The organism is Buttiauxella sp. A111 (genome assembly GCF_014189855.1).
Lineage (GTDB): Bacteria > Pseudomonadota > Gammaproteobacteria > Enterobacterales > Enterobacteriaceae > Buttiauxella > Buttiauxella selenatireducens.
On record NZ_BJFN01000001.1, the window covers coordinates 222,973 to 245,052 of the forward strand.

Genomic DNA, 22,080 nt, shown 5'->3' on the forward strand with positions numbered 1-22,080 from the left:
CTGCAAACATTAGGACTGCGCCTCAACATAGCGCGCAAAATTATCCAGAATCGCCTGCCAACCATTCTTTTGATGCTCAACGGGATATTGGCCGTCAGGGTCGAATTCCAGACGCACATCAACGCCGTGTTCTGCTGGCGTAAATTCGATCCGCGCTTCTCTTTCACCAAACTGATATTCGATTAATTCATACGGCACAATCTGGGTATAAACACCTGCAAAATCAAAACCCATACTGCCGTCTTTGGCTTCCATGCGAAATGAGAATGGCCCACCTTCACGAAAATCTACTTCTGCCGTCGGCGTGTGCCAGTCGGGAGATGCGGTATTCCACTGCTTAATGGCTTCCGGATCGATATAAGCCTGCCAAACCTTCTCAACGGGCGCGTCAACCCGTGTTTCGACATTGATCTTCATCATTACGCTCCACATGCTGGGTGACCAGGACACAAAAATTATCCCCTAAAGCGTAGTACGTTAATCATACTCTGGCTGTTCCGACCTCTGGTGACGTGATAACCAGTCAGTAAGGGTCGTAAAAATAAGGTGACACAACAGACGCCGAGTGGGATATAATTTCACTTTCGTGTTGAAAAATTGTGACTAATCAATCGTAACTTAATGATTTTACAGTCATAAAATAAGCAGAAACTATAAGGATTCAAAGCTATGGGTTTTCTTACCGGTAAGCGCATTCTGATCACTGGCGTCGCCAGTAAACTCTCCATTGCCTACGGTATCGCACAGGCGATGCACCGTGAAGGGGCTGAACTGGCTTTCACTTACCAGAATGAAAAACTGAAAGGCCGTGTTGAAGGCTTCGCAGCTGATCTGGGTTCAAACCTGGTGCTGCCGTGCGACGTGGCTGAAGATGCGAGCATCGACGCAATGTTTGCTGAGTTGGCTAAAACCTGGCCGAAGTTTGACGGCTTCGTTCACTCTATCGGTTTCGCACCTGGCGACCAGTTAGATGGCGACTACGTGAATGCGGTTACCCGTGAAGGCTTTAAAATCGCTCATGACATCAGCTCTTACAGCTTTGTCGCGATGGCTAAAGTTTGCCGCGAAATGCTCAACCCAGGTTCTGCTCTGCTGACTCTGTCTTACCTGGGTGCTGAACGTGCAATCCCTAACTACAACGTGATGGGTCTGGCTAAAGCGTCTCTGGAAGCTAACGTGCGCTACATGGCGAACGCGATGGGTCCTGAAGGTGTGCGCGTAAACGCCATTTCTGCGGGTCCAATCCGTACGTTGGCCGCGTCTGGCATTAAAGATTTCCGTAAAATGCTGTCACATTGCGAAGCGGTTACCCCGATTCGTCGTACTGTGACCATTGAAGATGTGGGTAACTCCGCAGCGTTCTTGTGTTCAGATCTGTCTGCCGGTGTTTCAGGTGAAGTTCTGCACGTTGACGGCGGTTTCAGCATCGCTGCAATGAATGAACTGGAACTGAAAGACTAATTCGGTTCGCAACGCGGGTGGACATCAGTCCGCCCCGTTATCATCACGCCACTCCCCCCTTTTCATCCGCCCCTCTGCACGACAAATTTCTGTTAGTTATACCTTTCCGATATTTATTATCACCGATCATTCTTTTGTCGCCTCCCACGCTTACGCCAGGATAAAGCAGCGAATCAGGCCGTCAGGGTTTTCCCCCAGGCTTGTAAACTCTTTGACCAAGGAACGACCATGGAACAACGCCGAATCTCTGGCAAAGGCCACTGGTATCATGAGACTCAGTCCAGCCGCAGTGACGCCGTATTACCGCTAGTTCCCGAGGCCGCTTACCTCGAAGACCGTTTTTTACTCGACCTGGAATTGAGTGCTGAACAACGCGCAGCAGAAGCTGCCTGGCTTTCCGTGGCTCGTGATGCCGCAGACGCTCTGCTGCCTGACAACAGCCCTGTCACCCGTTTACACACCCTAAGCAGTTATGACCGGTTGAGTACCGCACTTACGGTTGCACAGGTGTATGGCGTGCAGCGGCTTTGTAACCATTACGCAGCGCGACTTGCCCCACAACCAGGGCCTGACTCCTCGCGTGAAAGCAATCGCCGCCTGACACAAATTACCCAGTACGCACGCCAGTTGGCCAGCCAGCCAACATTGATTGATGATATTTCGCGTCAACAGCTCGATGAAGTTGCCCTATCGGTGAATGACATAGTGACTTTTAACCAGTTGATCGGGTTTATCGGCTTTCAGGCGCGTGTGATTGCTCTCTTCCATGCGCATCAGGGCCTACCTGTACGCTGGATTCCCGGGCTTGATACCCAACAGGATGCCACTGCGGAGTTATTTCTTGAGGGGGATAAATTGTGGCAGCCCGGATTACCGCCTGTCGAGCAACGTTACGCGAACACATATCAACTGGAAGTGGTGAACGTTAGCCTGGCACAACGTGCTTTAAACCCACTGAGTTGGCTGCTGGCTCATGATGCGCCGCCGCTTTCTGTCCTGAGTCAGCTAACCCACCTGTTATTCCCACCCAATGCAGCAACTCATGACGATCTCGTGCTGGTGAACCTGCTGACGGCGCGCATAAACGGCAGTGTCAGTTGTTTTAGCGATGCGACGGATCACTGGCATGGGGAAAATGCTCTGCCCGAGGCGATACGCAATGGGGAACGTGCGTTACAGGCCTGGAGTCACAATCATCCTCGGGAGCGTGCAATTATTCAGGCTGTACGTGTATTAACTCGCGCACCGGGTAGTTTCAGCGCCGCCCAGCTTCAACCCTTATTCGAGCAAGGTTTTAGCAAGAATGAGGCATTGCGATTGCTGGTGTGTTCTGCATTATACGGTTGGCTAAATCGACTAAAAATTGGGCTGGGAAATGCCATCCAGGCATAGGATATCCCATGCTTTTAGGGTAATCATCACTTGCCGCAAAGGGTGGTTTCGCGTAAAACTGTCAGCCGCTCTTTTGGCCACGAAAACTAAAAAACATGTTCCAGGATAACCCGCTGCTCGCGCAGCTTAAACAGCAACTGCATTCCCAAACTCCACGTGTTGAAGGCGTGGTTAAAGGCACGGAAAAAGGCTTTGGCTTCCTCGAAGTGGATGCCCAGAAAAGTTACTTTATTCCGCCGCCGCAGATGAAAAAAGTGATGCATGGTGACCGCGTGAGCGCGGTGATTCACACCGACAAGGACCGCGAAACCGCTGAGCCAGAAGAGCTTATCGAACCGTTCCTCAGCCGGTTTGTTGGCCGTGTACAACGTAAAGACGACCGCCTGTCTATCGTGCCGGATCATCCGTTATTACGCGATGCGATTCAGTGTCGCGCCGATCGTAACGTGACGCATGATTTCCAGAATGGTGACTGGGCCGTTGCAGAAATGAAGCGCCACCCGCTTAAAGGCGACCGTGGTTTCTACGCTGAATTGACGCAGTTCATCACCTTCGGCGACGATCACCTTGCGCCATGGTGGGTGACACTGTCACGCCACAATCTGGAGCGCGAAGCCCCTAACGGTGTAGCGACTGAAATGTTGGATGAAGGCCTGGTGCGTGAAGATTTAACCGCCCTGGATTTCGTTACCATTGATAGCGCCAGCACCGAAGATATGGATGACGCGCTGTTCGTGGAAGAGCTTGCCGATGGCAAGTTGCAATTGACTGTTGCTATAGCCGACCCTACTGCCTGGATTGCTGAAGGCAGCAAGCTTGACAATATTGCTAAAGTTCGCGCGTTCACCAACTACTTGCCGGGCTTTAACATCCCGATGCTACCACGCGAGTTGTCTGACGACTTGTGTTCATTGCGTCCAAATGTCACGCGTCCTGTCGTTGCTTGCCGCATGGTTATCGCGCAAGACGGCACGATTGACGATCAAATTAACTTCTTCGTGGCCACTATCGAATCAAAAGCCAAACTGGCTTATGACGATGTTTCCGATTGGCTGGAAGAAAAAGGCGACTGGCAGCCACCAGGCGAGGCTATCGCTAAGCAAATCCGTCTGTTAGAGCGTGTTTGCCAGAGTCGTGCTGACTGGCGTCGTACCCATGCGCTGGTGTTCAAAGATCGCCCTGATTACCGCTTTGTATTGGGTGAAAAAGGCGAAGTGCTGGATATCGTCGCGGAGCCACGTCGTATCGCGAACCGCATCGTTGAAGAATCAATGATTGCCGCCAACGTCTGCGCAGCAATTGTGCTGCGTGAAAAACTCGGTTTCGGTGTTTATAACGTCCATACCGGTTTTGACCCAGCGAATACTGAACAACTCGCAACCATGCTGCAAGGCCATGGACTGGAAGTTGATGCGCAAGAAGTGCTGACCCTGAACGGCTTCTGCAAACTGCGCCGTGAGCTCGATGCACAACCCACCAGTTTCCTGGACAGCCGCATTCGTCGCTACCAGTCGTTTGCTGAAATCAGCACCGAGCCTGGCCCGCATTACGGTCTTGGCCTGGAAGCTTATGCAACCTGGACTTCACCTATTCGTAAATACGGCGACATGATCAACCACCGCCTGTTAAAAGCGATCATCAAAGGTGAAACCGCAGCACGTCCACAGGATGAAATTACCGTACAGATGGCTGAGCGTCGCCGCCTGAACCGCATGGCAGAACGTGATGTCGGTGATTGGTTATATGCTCGCTTCCTGAAAGACAAAGCTGGAACGGATACTCGATTTGCTGCTGAAATCATTGATGTCAGCCGTGGCGGGATGCGTGTTCGCTTGGTTGATAACGGCGCGGTTGCTTTTATCCCTGCCCCGTTCCTGCACGCCGTTCGTGACGAACTGGTTTGCAGCCAGGAAAGTGGCACGGTTCAAATCAAAGGTGAAGTCGCATTCAAAGTCACTGATGTGATTGATGTGACAATCGCAGAAGTGCGAATGGAAACGCGTAGCGTGATTGCTCGCCCTGCCATTTAACCGCAAGTTTAAAAATCTTCTTTAAAAGCTGAACACATGTTCAGCTTTTTTTTTGCGTTGTTCTCTCTCGGTCGGATTTTGAGTAATAGTCACACCCGGGAAATGATTAGAGTCGTAACACTTTTTTTACTTGCTATAACGCCTAAAAAACTGACAATCTAGCGCCGAAGATTCAGATTTCCCACATATTCTGTAAAAACAATCATTTTTACATATAGTTGTTACTTTGAGATCGGTTTTATATTGCTAATATGAATATCAGACTGACGCGATATGTCGGCCCCGGTTCAGGAGAGAGCATGAAAGACGATTTGGAGCAGAATCTGCTCTACCGTTATTTAGGGACAACCAGCCCATATTGGCGTTTGCCAGGCGATAGCAATGCGCTGCAATTAGCAGCCAGTGAAGATTCAGATGTTAGCCAGGTCATTGCTTTGGCTCCTGAACAGGCTGAACAAATTCGCCAAATGACGGTGATTACCTCAAGTGTAACCATGTCAATTTCGTTGTTTGGCAGTGAAGTTTCTGTGCATCTGGTAGGGCGTAAAGTTTCAAAAAAGGAGTGGGCTGGCTCCGCGTCGGCATGGAACGACACCCCTTCTGTTGCACGTGATTTGGTGCAAGGGCTCTCTTTTGCAGAACAGGTGGTCTCAGAGGCGAACTCAGTTATCGTCATTCTCGACAGATTAGGGAATATCCAACGCTTTAACCGCTTGTGTGAAGAATATACCGGTCTTAAAGAACAAGAGGTCATTGGCCAAAACGTTTTTAAGTTATTCATGAGTCGCAGTGAAGCCGCCGCATCCAAACGCAATATCAGCGGTTTCTTTCGCAACGGTAACTCTTATGAAGTTGAGCGCTGGATAAAAACCCGCAAGGGCCAGCGGTTGTTTTTATTCCGCAATAAATTCGTCCACAGTGGCAGCGGTAAGAACGAAATCTATCTGATTTGTTCTGGTACTGACATTACCGAAGAACGCCGAGCACAAGAGCGTCTGCGCGTTCTGGCGAATACCGACACCATTACGGGTCTGCCCAATCGCAATGCCATCAATGACTTGATTACCGCCTCGATTGAAAATCGTGGTGAAACTCAGGTAGGCATCGTTTATCTGGATCTCGATAACTTTAAAAAAGTGAACGACGCATATGGGCACATGTTCGGCGATCAGCTTTTACAGGCGGTTTCGTTAGCCATTTTAAGTTGTCTTGATGACGGGCAAATTCTGGCACGCCTTGGCGGTGATGAGTTTATTGTGTTGGCGACCGACACTTCGCAAGCCACTCTGGAAGCGATGTCGTCGCGTATTTTGACTCGCCTGAAGCAACCTTTCCGCATTGGTTTAATTGAAGTCTACACCGGTTGTTCATTAGGTATTTCGCTGGCTCCCCAGCACGGTGAAGACCGTGAAAGCGTGATTCGCAACGCGGATACCGCGATGTATACCGCCAAAGAGAGTGGCCGCGGTAAGTTCTGCGTCTTCTCGCCGGAAATGAATCAGCGGGTCTTTGAATACTTGTGGCTCGATACCAACTTGCGTAAGGCTCTCGAAAACGACCAGCTTGTCATTCACTATCAGCCGAAAATGACCTGGCGCGGTGAGGTCAGAAGCCTGGAAGCACTAGTGCGCTGGCAATCACCAGAGCGTGGTTTGATCCCTCCACTGGACTTTATCTCCTATGCCGAAGAGTCCGGACTGATTGTTCCGCTTGGCCGCTGGGTGATGTTAAGTGTGGTTCAACAGGTCGCGAAATGGCGCGATAAAGGCATCAATTTACGTGTTGCGGTGAACGTATCTGCGCGTCAGTTAGCCGACCAAACTATCTTTAGCGATCTGAAGCAAGCTCTCAAAGATCTCGACTTTGAATACTGCCCGATTGATGTCGAACTGACAGAAAGCTGTTTGATTGAGAACGAAGAGTTAGCCCTTTCGGTGATTCAACAATTCAGTCGCCTTGGTGCGCAAGTGCATTTAGATGACTTCGGCACGGGCTATTCTTCGCTTTCTCAGCTCGCTCGTTTCCCGATAGACGCCATTAAGCTCGACCAAAGTTTTGTGCGCGATATTCATAAACAATCGGTTTCCCAATCGCTTGTTCGTGCCATCGTTGCGGTTGCGCAAGCTTTGAATTTGCAGGTGATTGCTGAAGGGGTCGAAAACCAAAAAGAAGACGCCTTTCTAACAAAGAATGGCGTCAACGAACGGCAGGGTTACTTATTTGCTAAACCAATGCCCGCAGCCGTATTCGAACGTTGGTTAAAACGATATCAGGCAAGAACCGCGCGTTAACTGGCTTTACGTAAAACCGTCGCGGTGTGGCGGTTTTGCAACAGCACTAATCTTTCCATATACGCAATATCCTTAGCTTCCAGGCAGAATGCTGCGTCCACCCAATCTTCTGTGATATCCATTAATTCCGAACGAGGTAACTGAAGTACACGTTGACGGGCACGCAACATTGCGCGCACGCCATTAAGCTTCGGTTGCAAGGTATCAATGAAGGTACGAGTGGCAAGATAGCCCTGACCCGGTTCAAACAACTCATCCACCAGGCCAAATTGCTGATGCCACTCAGCGGTGTGCGATTCACCTTTATAAATAAGCTCCTCAGCCAGTTTCATCCCTGAGCGGCGTGCAACCAGCGAATACGCCCCCATTCCAGGGAACAGGTTAAAAGCGATTTCCGGGAACCCCATGCGCGCGTCCCGTTGTGCCAATATAAAATGGTGTGCGAGCGCGGCTTCAAACCCTCCCCCTAATGCACTACCCTCCACCATTGCAAGGCTAATCGCACCGCTGTCAAAGCCTCGGGAAGCCGCGTGGACACAATCCACACAAGCACGTGCATAAGCACGCAGTGCTTCTCGCCGTCCTTGCTGAATTGATTCAACAAAGAAGCCCAAATCACCACCCGTGTTATACATTCCTTGCACCAATGAACCGGTCACCCAAAAATCAACCACAAACCCTTCTTGTTGAACCAGATACCGCAGGTTCATAATTTCTTCGATCAGTTTGTGATTGAAGCAAGGGCGAGGTTGAGCTCGTAACATCATCCACACAGTGCGGCGTTCTGCTTCGTAATATCCCGACAATTGAGTGAATCGAGTAGTATCCGTGAACAATTTGCAGGTTGGCTGGTTAATTACTGTCATTATCTTATCCTCATGTTATGAAAGCGCGTTACGCGCAGGATCAGACTAATGCACTACTGCTTAAGGATGAATGTACCGAGACATTTAATAATTATTACTTATATATTGTTCGATAATCGATTGATGAATAAGGCGAAAAAAGAGTCATAACACCTTCTCTTTTTGAGTCTTTTTTTGCATTATGACGGTAACTTTTTTTCAGAATAAACAGGATGCACTATGCCTTCAGTGGACCCTCTGCAACTCGCAAAGCGTATTGACACCGTACTGGATATTTTGGTGGGAGGCGATCATGCGTCAGCCATTAATAATCTGGAGATTTTGAAAGCTGAATTGCTGAATGTTGCGAGTGGTAAAGAACAAAAAGAGAGCGACTTGAAAAAGTCGCCCTGGGAGATTTGATCTGCCGCCGGCTAAAAACCGGCGCAGTTTTACAAGCTCAGTGAACCAAACGCCCCTTGCCAGTCCTTTTCAAATGTCGCAATAGCCGCATTGACCGCAGGCGTTGTCAGTAGTTGTTCCGTGACATCCACCGGTAAGGTAATGGCTTCGCAACCAGCCAACAGGCAAGACATCGCCTGATGTGGCGTACGGAAACTGGCAGCCAGAACTTTAGATTGCGGAGCATGCAGCGTCAGCAATTGCTGTAAGTCCTGAACCATTTGAATGCCATCACCACCCTGCGCGTCCAGGCGGTTCACATATGGCGCGACATACTCAGCGCCCGCAAGTGCCGCAAGTAACCCTTGAGCTGCACCATAAACCGCCGTCCCGAGTGTCGGAATTTCCAGCGCTTTCAATTGCTTCATGGCTGCCAGACCTTCTACTGTGGTCGGAACTTTCACCACGATACCAGGCACGCGCTTAACCAACAATTCCGCTTCTTTCACCATTTCATCAGCTTGTGCGGCAATAACCTGAGCAAATAACTTGCCTTCACCGCCTAGTGCATCCTGCAACGCGGGCAGCACTTCCCACAAGGAAATACCTGCTTTAGCTACAATGGATGGGTTGGTTGTGACGCCCTGCAAAGGCAAAACACGTGCTAAACGCTTCACTGCGGCAACATCAGCAGTATCTAAATACAGTTCCATAAGCTCTCCGAATCGGTCATCTATCTCATTGCTGACATCATAACGTCACTGTCTGTTCTTTATCTGATCAGGATCAATAAAACTTTCATTCGAAAGTAATCTAATTTACGAACAGAAGATAGGGGCGGCTTATGCTATTTAATATCCAACGTTACTCAACACATGATGGTCCAGGCATCCGCACCGTGGTGTTCCTGAAAGGCTGCTCTTTAAGTTGCCGCTGGTGCCAGAATCCAGAGAGCCGCGCACGCGATCGGGATGTTCTGTTTGATGAGCGTTTATGCCTTGCTGCTTGTGAGTTGTGCCCACAGGTTGCTCCACATGCTATTTCTCGCATTGATGATTCGCTGGTTATCGCCCGTGAAAAGCTGGGTACTGATGATCTCACCGCGTTAACAGACTGCTGCCCTACTCAGGCGTTGAGCGTATGCGGCGAAACGCAAAGTATCGATGCAATCATGAAAACCGTACTGCGTGATAAGCCATTTTATGACCGCAGCGGCGGTGGCATCACGCTTTCTGGCGGTGAACCTTTTATGCAGCCTGAAGTGGCTGAGCAATTGCTGAGAAAAAGCAAAGAGGCGGGGATTCATACCGCCGTCGAGTCTTGCCTCCACGTGCCATGGAAATATATTGAGCCGACTCTTGAAAACCTCGATTTATTGCTCGCCGACTTGAAGCATGTCGATGTACAACGCTTCAAACAATGGACGGATGGCAGCGCCGAACGCGTACTGGATAATTTCCGCAAGCTCGCTGCGCGCAATGTCGAAATGACGGTTCGCGTACCACTTATCCCTGATTTTAATGCGGATGAGCAATCTATTCGTGCAATCAGTGATTTTGCTGCCGACGAAATCGGCGTGAAAGCGATTCATTTTTTGCCTTACCACACCTTAGGTATTAACAAATATAAACTCCTGAATATCCCTTATACGGCCGCGCACCAACCGCTTGATGCGCCAGAACTGCTGCAATTTGCTGAGCAGTACGCAAGCCAAAAAGGGATGACCGCCTGGATAAGAGGATAAACCGATGACACAACTGAACCTGAACACCTTAAGCCAACGCATAAAAGATCATAAAGAGGCGCTAATTCATATAGTTAAGCCGCCTGTTTGTACTGAACGTGCACAGCATTACACGGCGATTTATCAGCAGCATCAGGACAAGCCTTTGCCTGTGCGCCGCGCCCTCGCCCTTGCCCACCACCTTGCTGAACGTACTATCTGGATTAAGCATGATGAGTTGATCGTCGGTAACCAGGCAAGCCATGTGCGTGGTGCACCGTTCTTCCCTGAATATACAGTTGGCTGGATTGAGACTGAAATTGATGAGCTGGGTGACCGTCCTGGTGCCGGCTTCTCAATTTCCGATGCAGACAAAGCGGTAATGCATGAAATTTGTCCGTGGTGGCGCGGCCAAACAGTACAAGACCGTTGCTACGGAATGTTTACCGACGAGCAGAAAGAGTTGCTGGCAAGTGGGATTATTAAAGCTGAAGGCAATATGACCTCGGGCGATGCGCACCTGGCGGTCAACTTCCCTCTGTTACTGGAATTGGGGATCGATGGTTTACGTAGCAAAGTTGCCGAGCGTCGTTCACGTCTGCATCTCACCGATTGGGAAGATTTGCATAAAGAACAATTCCTTAAAGCCATCGATATTACCTTTGTCGCATTAAGTGATCATATCCTGCGTTATGCGGCACTTGCTAAAGAAATGGCTGGCACAGAAACACGCGAATCTCGCCGTTACGAACTGCTGGCAATGGCTGAAAACTGTGAAGTTATTGCCCATCAAAAACCAACCTCATTCTGGCAGGCATTGCAGTTAAGCTACTTTGTTCAGTTGGTATTGCAGATTGAATCTAACGGACACTCCGTTTCTTTCGGTCGTCTCGACCAGTTCCTCTATCCATGGTATCGCCGTGATGTTGAACTAGAACAAACGCTGGGACGTGACCAGGCTATCGAATTGCTGCAAAGCTGCTGGTTGAAGTTACTGGAAGTTAACAAAATTCGTTCTGGTTCTCACTCCAAAGCTTCCGCCGGTAGTCCGTTATACCAAAACGTGACAATTGGCGGCCAAACGCTCGTCAATGGTGAACCTGTTGATGCGGTCAACCCGCTCTCTTACGCCATCCTTGAGTCATGCGGCCAGTTACGCTCAACACAACCTAACTTGAGCGTGCGTTATCACGCGGGAATGAGTAACGACTTCCTGGACGCTTGTGTTCAAGTGATCCGTTGTGGTTTCGGTATGCCTGCGTTTAATAACGATGAAATCGTTATCGATGAATTTATCAAGCTGGGTGTCAGCCGCGAAGATGCTTACGATTATGCCGCCATCGGTTGTATCGAAACCGCAGTGGGGGGCAAATGGGGCTATCGTTGCACAGGCATGAGTTTTATTAACTTCGCGCGTGTCATGTTAGCAGCACTGGAGCATGGGCGTGATGCAACCAGCGGTAAAATCTTCCTGCCGCAGGAACATGCACTGTCCTCCGGCAACTTTACACAGTTTGACCAGGTCATCGACGCCTGGGATACCCAGATTCGTTACTACACCCAGAAATCTATCGAAATAGAATGCGTTGTTGATACCGTTCTTGAAGAAAATGCCCACGATATTCTTTGCTCGGCTCTGGTCGATGACTGCATCGAGCGCGGTAAGAGTATTAAACAAGGTGGCGCAAAATATGACTGGGTTTCGGGTCTGCAGGTCGGTATTGCCAACCTGGGTAACAGTCTTGCCGCTGTGAAGAAACTGGTGTTCGAACAAGGCGCTATTGGCCAACAGCAATTAGCTGAAGCACTGGCTAACGATTTTGATGGTTTGACCGGTGAGCAGTTACGCCAGCGCTTGATTAATAGCGCGCCAAAATATGGCAATGATGACGATGAAGTCGATCTGCTGTTGGCACGGGCTTACCAGACTTATATCGACGAGCTGAAGCAGTATCACAATACCCGCTTTGGTCGTGGCCCTATTGGTGGGACCTATTACGCAGGGACTTCATCGATTTCAGCAAACGTCCCCTTCGGCGCCGCAACAATGGCAACACCGGATGGACGTAAAGCGAAGACTCCACTGGCAGAGGGTGCAAGCCCAGCATCAGGGACTGACCGTCTGGGGCCAACAGCGGTGATAAGTTCAGTCGGTAAATTGCCTACCAGCAAAATTCTGGGCGGTGTGTTGCTGAATCAGAAGCTGAATCCGGCGACGCTGGATAATCCGCGCGACCGCGAAAAGTTAATGATTATGCTGCGAACTTTCTTCGAGGCACATAAAGGGTGGCATGTGCAATACAACATTGTTTCCCGTGAAACCCTGCTAGATGCCAAACAACATCCTGATAAATATCGTGATCTGGTGGTACGTGTAGCAGGTTATTCTGCTTTCTTTACCGCCTTATCTCCAGACGCTCAGGATGATATTATAGCCCGTACAGAACATACTCTTTGATAATCCAGGCGGCGCGGTATGCGCCGCCCTAAATTTGGCTGACATGAACTCCAGACAACAAATTATTTTACAGATGGTGATTGATCATGGTCGCATGAGTGTGACCGATCTCGCTAAAAAAACCGGCGTCTCAGAAGTGACTATTCGGCAGGATCTCAATCTTCTGGAGAAAAAGAACTACCTGAGACGCACACATGGCTATGCCGTTCCGCTGGATAGCGAAGACGTTGAAACGCGAATGATGAACAATTATTCGCTTAAAAGGCATCTCGCTGATTTTGCAGCGACTTTAGTCAACGATGGCGAAACAATCTTTATCGAAAACGGCAGTTGTAATGCACTCCTCGCCCGCGCATTGGCTGAGCAGAAAAAAATTACGCTGGTCACCGTCAGCAGCTATATCGCTCATCTTCTGAAGGATACTGACTGTGAAGTGGTATTACTTGGCGGTATATATCAGAAAAAAAGCGAAAGTATGGTTGGGCCCCTGACGCGTCAATTTATCCAGCAAGTGCATTTCAGCAAGGCGTTCATCGGTATTGATGGCTTCTTGCCAGAAACCGGATTTACGAGCCGTGACATGATGCGCGCCGATGTAGTGAATACCGTGTTGGAAAAAGGCTGCGAAGCCATTGTTCTGACAGACAGTACCAAGTTCGGCTCGATGCACCCTTACACGCTAGGGCCAATTTCATGCATCAATCGCGTGATTACTGATGATGGTCTCAACGAAACCACAGGGCAGCAATTGCGGGATACTGGCATTCAAATCAATATTGTTAAACAATTTCCCATCGAGTAATCACGATCGTTATCTGCCTGCTTTTACTGCAGGCAGTTCTTTTCTAAGAATTATCCTGCCGTTCCTTTAAGACTATTTACCTGTTGTAATTCTTCATTCAAATTAGAATGTTTGTTAGCGGTGTAACAAGAAGTGATAATTACCAAAATTATCTTTTAGGTCTTATATCGTTATGCAGTTTCACGGAAGCTTTCTCGAAGTTGATTCAAAACCACTATACTTTTAGAGAAGCTTATTTCCGTGAATCAATAATTCAGGAGAAAGTATTATGACCTTAAATAACAAAAAAATTGCCGCCGTTGTGCTGGCCTTAACCGTAGCTATGTCTCTGAGCGCCTGTTCAAACTGGTCCAAACGTGACCGTAACACCGCGATTGGTGCGGGTGCTGGTGCTGTTGGTGGTGCTGTCTTAACAGACGGTAGCGCGCTGGGGACTCTGGGTGGCGCAGCAGTAGGTGGTATTATCGGCCATCAGGTAAGTAAATAAAGCTTGATGCCAGCAGAAGCGTGAAACGCTTTAACGAATTATAAAATATTTAATTTTTCAGGTCTGACTTTCAGCAGTCACAATAAAAAAGCCACGGTAAATATACCGTGGCCTATTTATTTCAATATACGAATCAACCGCCTGCCAATTTAACTTTCATTCCCTTCGCTTCCAGCAGAGATTTTATCAGATCGCGTTTATCGCCCTGAATTTCAATCACCCCCTCTTTTAGCGAACCACCGCAGCCGCATTTCTTTTTTAGCTCTACTGCAAGTGTCGATAATTCTGCGTCATCGGCATCGATACCGGTTATCAGGCACACGCCCTTACCCTTGCGCCCGCTGGTCTGGCGTTGGATGCGCACTACACCGTCCCCTTTTGGCCGAACAGGTGCTGTTTTAGGCTCATCAATACGTCCACTCTCGGTTGAGTAAACTAAACGACTGTTATCGTCCTTCATCACGCCCCCTGCTGTAGTGAAACGCGGATGTCACGCAGAGTTTGGGCGGGATCAGCAGATTGGGTGATCGGGCGTCCAATCACCATGAAGTCCACACCCGCAGTCTGTGCTTGTTGTGGTGTCATGATACGGCGTTGATCACCGGCATCACTTCCAACCGGACGGATACCCGGGGTGACTAATTTGAAACCCTGCCCCAGCTCGCTTTTGAAGCGTACCGCTTCTTGCGCAGAACAAACCACACCATCAAGACCACAACTTTGCGTTAAACGCGCTAACCGCTCAGCATATTCAGCAGGAGTTGACGTAATACCAAGATCTGCCAGATCGCTGGCTTCCATACTGGTCAGAACGGTCACCGCAATCAGCAACGGTGCATCTTTGCCAAATGGTAGCAACACTTCACGCGCAGCATTCATCATGCGCGCCCCACCGCTGGCATGCACGTTCACCATCCATACGCCTAGTTCCGCAGCAGCAGCGACTGCACGCGCAGTGGTGTTTGGGATATCGTGAAATTTCAAATCGAGGAATACATCAAAGCCACGTTGCTGGATATCACGCACCAACTGCGGTCCAAACAGAGTAAACATCTCTTTGCCCACTTTCAGGCGGCAATCACGCGGGTCGATACGGTCAATGAAAGCTAAGGCTTTATCGCGATTATCGTAATCAAGTGCGACGACAATTGGAGAATCGGTAGCAACACGGGAGGAGGAGGATGCAGTTGAATTCATGGCTAAACCTTCTGATGTTGGGCAGCATTGCGGCGCAAGAGATAAACGGCAAGCATTCTACCCGCGGTAGACACAAAATTACAGTTGCCATTGTACCTTGCTAAGCATAAACAGCACGGTGCTTCAGAGTGGATGGTCGTAGTAGCTATAAGTATGTTGTAACTAAAGTGCAGCGTTTTTTTATAAGTGAGCGCACTTTGCCCGTTATTGACCATCTAACCCACGAATCGGTTTAATCGTTGACCAGGCCCGGCAGGATGGGCAATGCCAGTACAGTGTAAAAGCGGTGAAGCCACATTTCTGGCAGCGATAACGTGGTTTGGTACGCACTTGTTCGCCGACCATATCACGCAGTACCATCAGGCTCTCTTTCGCGCGCCCTTCTTCAGCCTCTTGTAGGTGGTAATCCATCAGCCGATGGAACACACGCATGGTTGGGTGACGCTGAAGCTGGCGGTTGATATAAACCTGAGCCACCTCTGAGCCTTCTTTACGCTCAAGGATCTCGGCAAGCATCAGCTCAGCACCCGCACCGGTGTTCTCTTCGACACAACGTTTCAAGAATGTTTCCCACTCCTGCGTTTTGTCTAACTGCAGGTAGCAGGTTTGCAGCATTTCGAGAGTTTCACTGACGAGCTCGCTATCTTGATCGATAACGCGCTGGAGCAATTCAACGGCTTTCGCGTATTCATTACGCGCCATAAAGATGCGGCCCATCATGATTGAAACGCGGGCGCAATTTTTGTCCGCAGCAGCGCCCTTTTTAAGCAGAGACATGGCGCGATCAAGGTCGTCACTGGCCATCAATTGCAGCGCTTGTTCGCAATAGAAATGGGCAATTTCAGTACGTTGTTTATCTTTGCCAAGTTTAACCAGGCGCTCGGCCACATCGATAGCTTTTTGCCAGTCACTGGTAGCCTGATGGATAAGCAGCAACTGTTGTAACGCGCCAATGCGGAAATCGGTTTCGTCTATCAGTTGCGCGAACATATCTTCTGCGCGGTCATACAGGCCAGCAGCCATATAGTCACGACCCAACTGTTGCACTGCCAACAAGCGTTGTTCGTAAGTTAACGAGGCACTTTCCATTAATGATTGGTGTATACGAATGGCGCGGTCAACTTCACCACGAGAGCGGAACAGGTTACCCAGCGTGAGGTGAGCCTCAACGGTGCTGGTATCCTCTTTGAGCATGTCGAGAAAGAGATCTACAGCTTTATCTTGCTGGTTCGACAGCAAGAAGTTAACCCCCGCCACATAGTCACGTGACAGGCGATTAGCTTCTTGCTGCTTATCTTGATGCGCGCTTCTGCGTCCCATATACCAGCCGTAAGCGGCGGCGATAGGCAACAGCAGAAACAACAATTCCAGCATGGCAGGTTATTCCTTAACAGCCGGTACAGCCGCTGCTATGGCGTCAGAATCCGTCGTAATTTGCTGCTCAAGGCGTTTGATCTTACGATCGGCGCGTGCCAGCGAAACACGCAAACGCAACCAAAACAGGCCACAAATTAGCCAGCCAAGCAAAAAACCGGCAGCAAAAAGAGTCGCCAGTAATGTGGAGACACGATATTCGCCTTGTGCCAACAGGTAGTTGAAATTAACAACCTGATCGTTCTGCGCGCCCAAAGTGACTGAAATCACAAAAATCGCTAGCACCAGTAAGAAAATGAATAAATATTTCACATTACTTCCCGTCATGTGGTCTTACGCGACTAAACCCATTCGCTTTCGAGTTTCAGGTAGGCAGCAAGTTAACTTACCCCAACGGACTGACTTTCGTACGTGATTCGGGTAAGTGAGTATGCCAGCGCCCCTACAGCTTGATGGATGATGGGGATAAATTAAGCGCTAATGTTTTTCCAACTATATAAACTACCATTTCCCGGTTGCTCGTGGAATCCATTAGCGACGTTCAATTCATAAGAAATGGGGGTTAAATCAATAATCTCAAGGCTCAGCATCTCTTTCGGCTATTTCGTCAGCTTCTTGCGGCGGTGGAGATAACGGACCGCACAGTTTCTGAGCAAGCCAGGTTGCCAATGTTATCAACACCCAAGAGATGAGCGTGGCAACCACCAAGTCTCGTGGCCAATGCATTCCGAGCACTAATCGGCTGCCCATCACCCCTGTAGCCCACACTAACAGCAATGCAATGGTCCAGGTACGTCGACGTGGCCACAGCAACCCGACACCTAATAATGCCCAACTTGCCGCAAACATTGTATGCCCTGAAGGGAATGCAAAACCGGTCTCTTTTTGCCAGTGCTGACGCAACCATCCCGGTATTTCCTGCTGCGATTCAAGCTGGTTTTTCACCAACTCGCCACGCTGCTTACGCTTTAAATTGTAGAACTCATCTGTAGGAATATGTTGAGTTTTTTCAAGCCATACCACAAAAGGACGCGGTTCTTGCACTTCATCTTTAATGACAGATTTAACCCCCTGCCCAATAAGAATAGCCGCACCGAGTATCGCAAACAGCATCAGAGCAGCTTTTAGGCGAAACCTTAGACACCATAAGAACCACCCGCACAGCAAAACGTGGGTGATGATGCCCCAGGGTTGGGTAACGGTTTCCGTCACCCAATACATCATTTTAAGCCAACTTCCCTGCGCACCTGGAACCCACTGCCAACCGGAGATCCACACGGCTAAAGGCATGACTAACAATAATCCAGCTCCCATTGTTGTTCGTTTTGCTATTGCTCGCATTGCTTATCCTTATGCTTTTTGAATCTCAAGGATACCCGATAAACCGCACCGAAGGGAAAATGGGAAGTCGCACAAAGGGTAAAAATAGGAGTCTGCCCAGTCTATTAGGCGAAGTGGTCGGCGTTGTGGCAAACTAAGCAGTAGTAATTAAACAAGCCAGTCTGCTGGCAGGCACCCTGAGTGCCACGATAAGTACCTGGAGAATCACATGCAGCTTAAACGTGTGGCAGAGGCCAAACTGCCAACCCCATGGGGCGATTTCCTGATGGTGGGCTTTGAAGAACTGGCAACCGGGCAAGATCACGTTGCTTTGGTTTTTGGTGATGTAAACGGAAATGATTCTGTTTTGGCGCGTGTACATTCAGAGTGTCTGACGGGCGATGCCCTGTTCAGCCTGCGCTGCGATTGTGGTTTTCAGCTTGAAGCTGCATTAAGCCAAATTGCCGAAGAAGGTCGTGGCGTGCTGTTGTATCACCGCCAGGAAGGCCGCAATATTGGTTTACTTAATAAAATCCGCGCCTATGCCTTGCAAGATAAAGGCTACGATACGGTTGAAGCCAACCACCAACTCGGTTTTGCCGCCGATGAGCGTGACTTCACTCTCTGTGCTGATATGTTTAAGTTATTGGGTATCGATGCCGTTCGCTTGCTGACCAACAACCCAAGCAAGGTAGAAATTCTCAGCGAAGCGGGAATTAATATTGTTGAACGCGTGCCGCTCATCGTGGGCCGTAACCCGAAAAACGCACATTATCTGGATACCAAAGCCGCTAAAATGGGCCACTTGCTGTCGAAAGATTAAGTGATTTTCTCCCCCATCGCTGGGGGAGAATTTTCGCTAGTTCAGCATGTTGCGAATCACGTAATGCAAGATGCCGTCGTTTTTGAAATACGTCAGTTCATTGCCGGTATCAATACGGCAACGGCACTGAATCACCTCTTTTCTGCCGTCCTCAAAAGTCAACGATACCGGAACCGAAATGCCCGGTTTAAGGTCATTGAGGCCCCTGATATCAATAAACTCCTCACCAGTCAGACCTAACGTTTTGCGCGTCACACCTTCAGGGAATTCCAACGGAAGTATGCCCATGCCAATCAGGTTAGAACGGTGAATTCGTTCAAAGGATTCCGCAATGACCACTCGTACGCCTAACAGACGTGGTCCTTTCGCTGCCCAGTCGCGACTGGAACCCGAGCCATACTCTTTGCCGGCAAACACCGCCAACGGAATACCTTTATCCCGATAACGCATCGCGGCATCGTAAATCGAAATAACCTCGTCTCCCGGTAGCATGCGTGTCATGCCACCTTCCACTCCCGGCACCATCTCGTTGCGGATACGGATATTGGCAAATGTCCCGCGCATCATCACTTCATGGTTGCCACGACGCGAACCGTAGGAGTTAAACTCTTTTCGTTCCACCCCGTGATTTTGCAGGTAACGCCCAGCGGGGCTATCAGGCTTGATGCTCCCTGCTGGAGAGATATGGTCAGTGGTGACCGAATCACCCAGCATGGCCAGCACGCGCGCGCCATGGATATCCTGCAAAGGTTTAGGCGTAGCTTCCATATAATCAAAGAATGGTGACAGCCGAATGTAAGTAGAATCACTCTGCCAACCGTAAGTATCGGAGTGAGCCACTTCAATATTGCGCCATTCTGGTGTGCCTTCGAACACTTCCGCATACTCTTTGCGGAACATTTCGGTCGTGACTTGCGCAACGGCACGGGCAATCTCCTGGCTGCTCGGCCAAATATCTTTGAGATAAACCGGATCGCCCTTTTTATCATGCCCCAGCGGATCGGTGGTCAGGTTAACATTCATGTTCCCGGCCAGTGCGTAGGCCACTACCAGCGGCGGTGAAGCCAGCCAGTTTGTTTTCACGAGCGGGTGGATGCGCCCTTCAAAGTTGCGGTTACCGGATAGCACCGCACCCACAGTCAGGTCGCCCTTCTTGATGGCTTGTTCAATGGGGTCAGGCAGCGGACCTGAGTTACCAATGCACGTCGTGCAGCCGTAACCCACCAGATTAAAACCAAGCGCATCGAGATAAGGCGTTAATCCCGCTTTTGCCAGATAGTCTGAAACGACTTTGGAACCCGGAGCCAAAGACGCTTTTACCCAAGGCTGACGTTTCAATCCTAATGTCACGGCTTTTTTCGCCAACAGCCCTGCGGCCATCAGAACACTGGGGTTTGAAGTATTGGTACAAGACGTAATGGCGGAAATGACGACTGCACCATCGGGTAGCTGATACTCACGCCCGGCCATCGTGTAATTAACCGGAGCCCGGTCTTTTTGCGACGTATTGAGTTCGAGTTCATTGCTGGCGTTAAACGCTTTCGGCACATCACTCAACGAGACACGATCTTGTGGGCGTTTCGGCCCGGCAAGACTGGCCTCAACTTTGTTCATATCCAGTGCAAGGGTGCTGGTAAATATCGGCTCATCGCCGGTATTTCGCCACATCCCCTGCACTTTCGCATAAGCTTCAACCAGCGCGATTTGTTCTTCGCTGCGCCCACTTAAACGCATGTAATCGAGTGTCACCGCATCAATCGGGAAGAAACCACAGGTCGCACCATATTCAGGCGCCATATTGGCAATAGTGGCACGGTCGGCCAGCGGTAGTGAGTCAAGCCCATCGCCATAAAATTCAACAAATTTCCCGACAACGCCATGCTTGCGCAGCATTTGCGTAACCGTCAAAACCAGGTCTGTCGCGGTAATGCCTTCGCGCAACTTACCATCAAGTTTAAACCCGACAACATCCGGGATAAGCATTGAAACCGGCTGACCTAGCATGGCAGCTTCAGCTTCAATCCCCCCAACACCCCACCCTAGTACGCCAAGGCCGTTAATCATGGTGGTGTGGGAATCTGTACCAACCAGCGTGTCCGGATAGGCAATCAGGTCATCGCCCTGCATTTCACTCCACACCGCTTTACCAAGATATTCCAGATTCACCTGGTGACAGATCCCGGTTCCTGGTGGCACCACGCTAAAGCGACTGAATGCCTGTTGGCCCCAACGCAGGAAAACATATCGCTCGTGGTTACGTTCCATTTCGAGGCGCACGTTTTCCTCGAATGCATCGTTATCACCGAAATGATCGACGGTCACGGAGTGGTCTATGACAAGATCAACGGGGGAAAGCGGATTGACTTTGGCGACATCGCCGCCAAGACGTTTTACCGCTTCGCGCATCGCGGCTAAATCCACAACGGCGGGAACACCGGTAAAATCTTGCATCAATACACGTGCGGGGCGATAAGCAATTTCGCGATCGGCATGGGCATTTTTCAGCCAACCGGCCAAAGCATGAATATCGTCTTGAGTAACGGAGTTTTCATCCTGCCAGCGCAGCAGGTTTTCAAGCAGAACTTTTAACGACTTGGGTAAACGGGTGATATCCCCAAGTTCCTTTGCAGCCAGTGGCAAGCTGTAATAGTGATAGGTTTTATTCAGCGCCTGTAGAGTGTCCTTACTGGCCTCGCGTAGGGTTAACGACATAGCTCCTCCTTAAATTTCTTAGGATCGCGGTATCCCGGATGAAGATCAGGGACAGTATTAAAGATAACACAAAGATGTCGTAACGATTTGATAACAACCCGAATTGATAAATCAGAGGATGTAAAGCGGGAGGATGAATGGATTTACACCCCGGCAGCAGGCCAGGGTGTCGAAGATAATTAGTTTGTCAGCATCCAGACCATTTGCGCCCAAAAAACAAACGAAACAGTAAATACGCTCAACCACGACCAGTACTTGACGCTACAGTGAATATTCATAAGTCACTCTCATATTTCGGATAACCACTTTATGAAAACACCAGGACTGAATAAAAACTCAATCTCGTTGAATATTGCTGTGTGTAGCGATGAAGTAAAGAGTGAGCGACTAGTCACAATTAATACAAAAGTGTGATTAACCGCAAGTTAAATAAAGGTGAACGAAAAGAATGATTATTGTTTTATATGATCATCTGTTGAAAACAGTTCGATGAACTCTTTTTGTTGTTGAGTCAGTTGCCACGACTCCGGAATCTGAACGTCGTCAGACTTCGCCTCTTGCTGTGGTTTTTCATCTTGCTGACGTACAGTTTTCTGTGCTTGCATCTGTGTCAGGGTTGTCATGTTTACCCCCAGTAAATCCACGCTGCCAGCGCAACGACTAGCCAAAACAGGCCTGATACGAGAAACACCGCTATCCAGGCTTTACGTTTAAGCCCTGATTCCATCTGCGGTTCTTCACTTCCAGAAGGCATTGCTAACCT

General features: G+C 49.4%; 22 protein-coding genes. 10 read left to right on the forward strand and 12 right to left on the reverse strand.

Translation table 11 applies throughout. The features are described from left to right. Positions 1–9 precede the first annotated feature (9 nt). Positions 10–420, reverse strand: coding sequence for an SRPBCC domain-containing protein (locus tag BSPA111_RS00990; protein ID WP_221200550.1), 411 nt, complete (start codon positions 418–420; stop codon positions 10–12). A gap of 249 nt (positions 421–669) precedes the next feature. Between BSPA111_RS00990 and fabI the strand changes: the two genes are divergently transcribed. From fabI to pdeR, 4 genes are all read left to right on the forward strand, one after another. After that, on the forward strand, positions 670–1,461 hold the full coding sequence (fabI, locus tag BSPA111_RS00995) for an enoyl-ACP reductase FabI (protein ID WP_183269359.1): 792 nt from the start codon (positions 670–672) through the stop codon (positions 1,459–1,461). Positions 1,462–1,689: 228 nt separating this feature from the next. After that, the gene (locus BSPA111_RS01000) at positions 1,690–2,853 is read left to right on the forward strand and encodes a carboxymuconolactone decarboxylase family protein (protein ID WP_183269360.1); all 1,164 of its coding nucleotides are present in this window, start codon (positions 1,690–1,692) and stop codon (positions 2,851–2,853) included. A gap of 95 nt (positions 2,854–2,948) precedes the next feature. Further along, positions 2,949–4,883, forward strand: coding sequence for an exoribonuclease II (locus BSPA111_RS01005; RefSeq protein WP_183269361.1), 1,935 nt, complete (start codon positions 2,949–2,951; stop codon positions 4,881–4,883). 299 nt (positions 4,884–5,182) lie between these two features. Continuing rightward, positions 5,183–7,174 carry a cyclic di-GMP phosphodiesterase gene (pdeR, locus tag BSPA111_RS01010; protein ID WP_183269362.1) on the forward strand — a complete coding sequence of 664 codons (1,992 nt, stop codon included), beginning with the start codon at positions 5,183–5,185 and terminating at the stop codon, positions 7,172–7,174. On the opposite strand, the gene BSPA111_RS01015 is transcribed toward pdeR, so the two are convergent. Continuing rightward, positions 7,171–8,040, reverse strand: coding sequence for a crotonase/enoyl-CoA hydratase family protein (locus BSPA111_RS01015; protein ID WP_183269363.1), 870 nt, complete (start codon positions 8,038–8,040; stop codon positions 7,171–7,173). The genes pdeR and BSPA111_RS01015 overlap by 4 nt on opposite strands. Before the next feature lie 219 nt (positions 8,041–8,259). Here BSPA111_RS01015 and BSPA111_RS01020 point away from each other — a divergent pair, with 219 nt between their 5' ends. Further along, positions 8,260–8,442 carry a hypothetical protein gene (locus tag BSPA111_RS01020; protein ID WP_183269364.1) on the forward strand — a complete coding sequence of 61 codons (183 nt, stop codon included), beginning with the start codon at positions 8,260–8,262 and terminating at the stop codon, positions 8,440–8,442. Positions 8,443–8,471: 29 nt separating this feature from the next. Here the strand turns inward: BSPA111_RS01020 and fsa are convergent, their stop codons facing one another. Next, on the reverse strand, positions 8,472–9,134 hold the full coding sequence (gene fsa, locus BSPA111_RS01025) for a fructose-6-phosphate aldolase (protein WP_183269365.1): 663 nt from the start codon (positions 9,132–9,134) through the stop codon (positions 8,472–8,474). A 131-nt stretch (positions 9,135–9,265) separates the two neighbouring features. On the opposite strand from fsa, the gene BSPA111_RS01030 reads away from it, so the two are divergent. The 4 genes from BSPA111_RS01030 (at position 9,266) to osmB (ending at position 13,891) form a co-directional block, all read left to right on the forward strand. Further along, positions 9,266–10,165 (forward strand): glycyl-radical enzyme activating protein, encoded by a 900-nt coding sequence (locus BSPA111_RS01030; RefSeq protein ID WP_183269366.1) that lies wholly within the window; start codon positions 9,266–9,268, stop codon positions 10,163–10,165. A gap of 4 nt (positions 10,166–10,169) precedes the next feature. Then, a complete protein-coding gene (locus BSPA111_RS01035; protein ID WP_183269367.1) occupies positions 10,170–12,602 on the forward strand; it encodes a formate C-acetyltransferase/glycerol dehydratase family glycyl radical enzyme in 2,433 nt (810 codons plus the stop codon). A 43-nt stretch (positions 12,603–12,645) separates the two neighbouring features. Beyond that, the gene (locus BSPA111_RS01040; protein ID WP_183269368.1) at positions 12,646–13,404 is read left to right on the forward strand and encodes a DNA-binding transcriptional regulator YciT; all 759 of its coding nucleotides are present in this window, start codon (positions 12,646–12,648) and stop codon (positions 13,402–13,404) included. Positions 13,405–13,672: 268 nt separating this feature from the next. Further along, positions 13,673–13,891: an osmotically-inducible lipoprotein OsmB gene (gene osmB, locus BSPA111_RS01045; RefSeq protein ID WP_183269369.1), complete on the forward strand. Its 219-nt coding sequence runs from the start codon at positions 13,673–13,675 to the stop codon at positions 13,889–13,891. Between the two features lie 133 nt (positions 13,892–14,024). Here osmB and yciH read toward each other — a convergent pair whose 3' ends face one another. The 5 genes from yciH to pgpB all read right to left on the reverse strand — a co-directional run bounded on the left by yciH (position 14,025) and on the right by pgpB (position 17,803). After that, a complete protein-coding gene (gene yciH, locus BSPA111_RS01050; RefSeq protein ID WP_183269370.1) occupies positions 14,025–14,351 on the reverse strand; it encodes a stress response translation initiation inhibitor YciH in 327 nt (108 codons plus the stop codon). Beyond that, a complete protein-coding gene (gene pyrF, locus BSPA111_RS01055; protein WP_183269371.1) occupies positions 14,351–15,088 on the reverse strand; it encodes an orotidine-5'-phosphate decarboxylase in 738 nt (245 codons plus the stop codon). Before pyrF ends, yciH begins: the two co-directional genes overlap by 1 nt. Before the next feature lie 204 nt (positions 15,089–15,292). Then, entirely contained in the window at positions 15,293–16,462 is a 1,170-nt protein-coding gene (lapB, locus tag BSPA111_RS01060; protein ID WP_183269372.1) for a lipopolysaccharide assembly protein LapB, read from the reverse strand. 6 nt (positions 16,463–16,468) lie between these two features. Then, a complete protein-coding gene (locus tag BSPA111_RS01065) occupies positions 16,469–16,774 on the reverse strand; it encodes a LapA family protein (RefSeq protein ID WP_183269373.1) in 306 nt (101 codons plus the stop codon). Between the two features lie 264 nt (positions 16,775–17,038). Next, positions 17,039–17,803: a phosphatidylglycerophosphatase B gene (gene pgpB / locus BSPA111_RS01070; RefSeq protein WP_183269374.1), complete on the reverse strand. Its 765-nt coding sequence runs from the start codon at positions 17,801–17,803 to the stop codon at positions 17,039–17,041. 208 nt (positions 17,804–18,011) lie between these two features. On the opposite strand from pgpB, the gene ribA reads away from it, so the two are divergent. Beyond that, positions 18,012–18,605 carry a GTP cyclohydrolase II gene (ribA, locus tag BSPA111_RS01075; RefSeq protein ID WP_183269375.1) on the forward strand — a complete coding sequence of 198 codons (594 nt, stop codon included), beginning with the start codon at positions 18,012–18,014 and terminating at the stop codon, positions 18,603–18,605. A gap of 36 nt (positions 18,606–18,641) precedes the next feature. On the opposite strand, the gene acnA is transcribed toward ribA, so the two are convergent. The 4 genes from acnA to BSPA111_RS01090 all read right to left on the reverse strand — a co-directional run bounded on the left by acnA (position 18,642) and on the right by BSPA111_RS01090 (position 22,071). Continuing rightward, a complete protein-coding gene (acnA, locus tag BSPA111_RS01080; RefSeq protein WP_183269376.1) occupies positions 18,642–21,317 on the reverse strand; it encodes an aconitate hydratase AcnA in 2,676 nt (891 codons plus the stop codon). 179 nt (positions 21,318–21,496) lie between these two features. Then, the gene (gene ymiC, locus BSPA111_RS22750) at positions 21,497–21,595 is read right to left on the reverse strand and encodes a small membrane protein YmiC (RefSeq protein ID WP_304502611.1); all 99 of its coding nucleotides are present in this window, start codon (positions 21,593–21,595) and stop codon (positions 21,497–21,499) included. A gap of 174 nt (positions 21,596–21,769) precedes the next feature. Next, on the reverse strand, positions 21,770–21,940 hold the full coding sequence (locus BSPA111_RS01085; RefSeq protein WP_183269377.1) for a hypothetical protein: 171 nt from the start codon (positions 21,938–21,940) through the stop codon (positions 21,770–21,772). A gap of 2 nt (positions 21,941–21,942) precedes the next feature. Further along, positions 21,943–22,071, reverse strand: coding sequence for a YmiA family putative membrane protein (locus tag BSPA111_RS01090; RefSeq protein ID WP_221200559.1), 129 nt, complete (start codon positions 22,069–22,071; stop codon positions 21,943–21,945). Between the last annotated feature and the right edge of the window lie 9 nt (positions 22,072–22,080).

Bases quoted from the DNA above. Each gene is read 5' to 3' on its own strand.
- ribA (WP_183269375.1), top strand. From the start codon at position 18,012: ATGCAGCTTAAACGTGTGGCAGAGGCCAAACTGCCAACCCCATGGGGC.
- fsa (WP_183269365.1), bottom strand. From the start codon at position 9,134: ATGGAACTGTATTTAGATACTGCTGATGTTGCCGCAGTGAAGCGTTTA.
- BSPA111_RS01090 (WP_221200559.1), bottom strand. From the start codon at position 22,071: ATGCCTTCTGGAAGTGAAGAACCGCAGATGGAATCAGGGCTTAAACGT.
- yciH (WP_183269370.1), bottom strand. From the start codon at position 14,351: ATGAAGGACGATAACAGTCGTTTAGTTTACTCAACCGAGAGTGGACGT.
- pyrF (WP_183269371.1), bottom strand. From the start codon at position 15,088: ATGAATTCAACTGCATCCTCCTCCTCCCGTGTTGCTACCGATTCTCCA.
- pdeR (WP_183269362.1), top strand. From the start codon at position 5,183: ATGAAAGACGATTTGGAGCAGAATCTGCTCTACCGTTATTTAGGGACA.
- pgpB (WP_183269374.1), bottom strand. From the start codon at position 17,803: ATGCGAGCAATAGCAAAACGAACAACAATGGGAGCTGGATTATTGTTA.
- BSPA111_RS01040 (WP_183269368.1), top strand. From the start codon at position 12,646: ATGAACTCCAGACAACAAATTATTTTACAGATGGTGATTGATCATGGT.
- fabI (WP_183269359.1), top strand. From the start codon at position 670: ATGGGTTTTCTTACCGGTAAGCGCATTCTGATCACTGGCGTCGCCAGT.
- BSPA111_RS01000 (WP_183269360.1), top strand. From the start codon at position 1,690: ATGGAACAACGCCGAATCTCTGGCAAAGGCCACTGGTATCATGAGACT.
- osmB (WP_183269369.1), top strand. From the start codon at position 13,673: ATGACCTTAAATAACAAAAAAATTGCCGCCGTTGTGCTGGCCTTAACC.
- BSPA111_RS01020 (WP_183269364.1), top strand. From the start codon at position 8,260: ATGCCTTCAGTGGACCCTCTGCAACTCGCAAAGCGTATTGACACCGTA.
- BSPA111_RS01015 (WP_183269363.1), bottom strand. From the start codon at position 8,040: ATGACAGTAATTAACCAGCCAACCTGCAAATTGTTCACGGATACTACT.
- BSPA111_RS01005 (WP_183269361.1), top strand. From the start codon at position 2,949: ATGTTCCAGGATAACCCGCTGCTCGCGCAGCTTAAACAGCAACTGCAT.
- lapB (WP_183269372.1), bottom strand. From the start codon at position 16,462: ATGCTGGAATTGTTGTTTCTGCTGTTGCCTATCGCCGCCGCTTACGGC.
- BSPA111_RS01030 (WP_183269366.1), top strand. From the start codon at position 9,266: ATGCTATTTAATATCCAACGTTACTCAACACATGATGGTCCAGGCATC.
- BSPA111_RS01035 (WP_183269367.1), top strand. From the start codon at position 10,170: ATGACACAACTGAACCTGAACACCTTAAGCCAACGCATAAAAGATCAT.
- ymiC (WP_304502611.1), bottom strand. From the start codon at position 21,595: ATGAATATTCACTGTAGCGTCAAGTACTGGTCGTGGTTGAGCGTATTT.
- BSPA111_RS01085 (WP_183269377.1), bottom strand. From the start codon at position 21,940: ATGACAACCCTGACACAGATGCAAGCACAGAAAACTGTACGTCAGCAA.
- BSPA111_RS00990 (WP_221200550.1), bottom strand. From the start codon at position 420: ATGATGAAGATCAATGTCGAAACACGGGTTGACGCGCCCGTTGAGAAG.
- acnA (WP_183269376.1), bottom strand. From the start codon at position 21,317: ATGTCGTTAACCCTACGCGAGGCCAGTAAGGACACTCTACAGGCGCTG.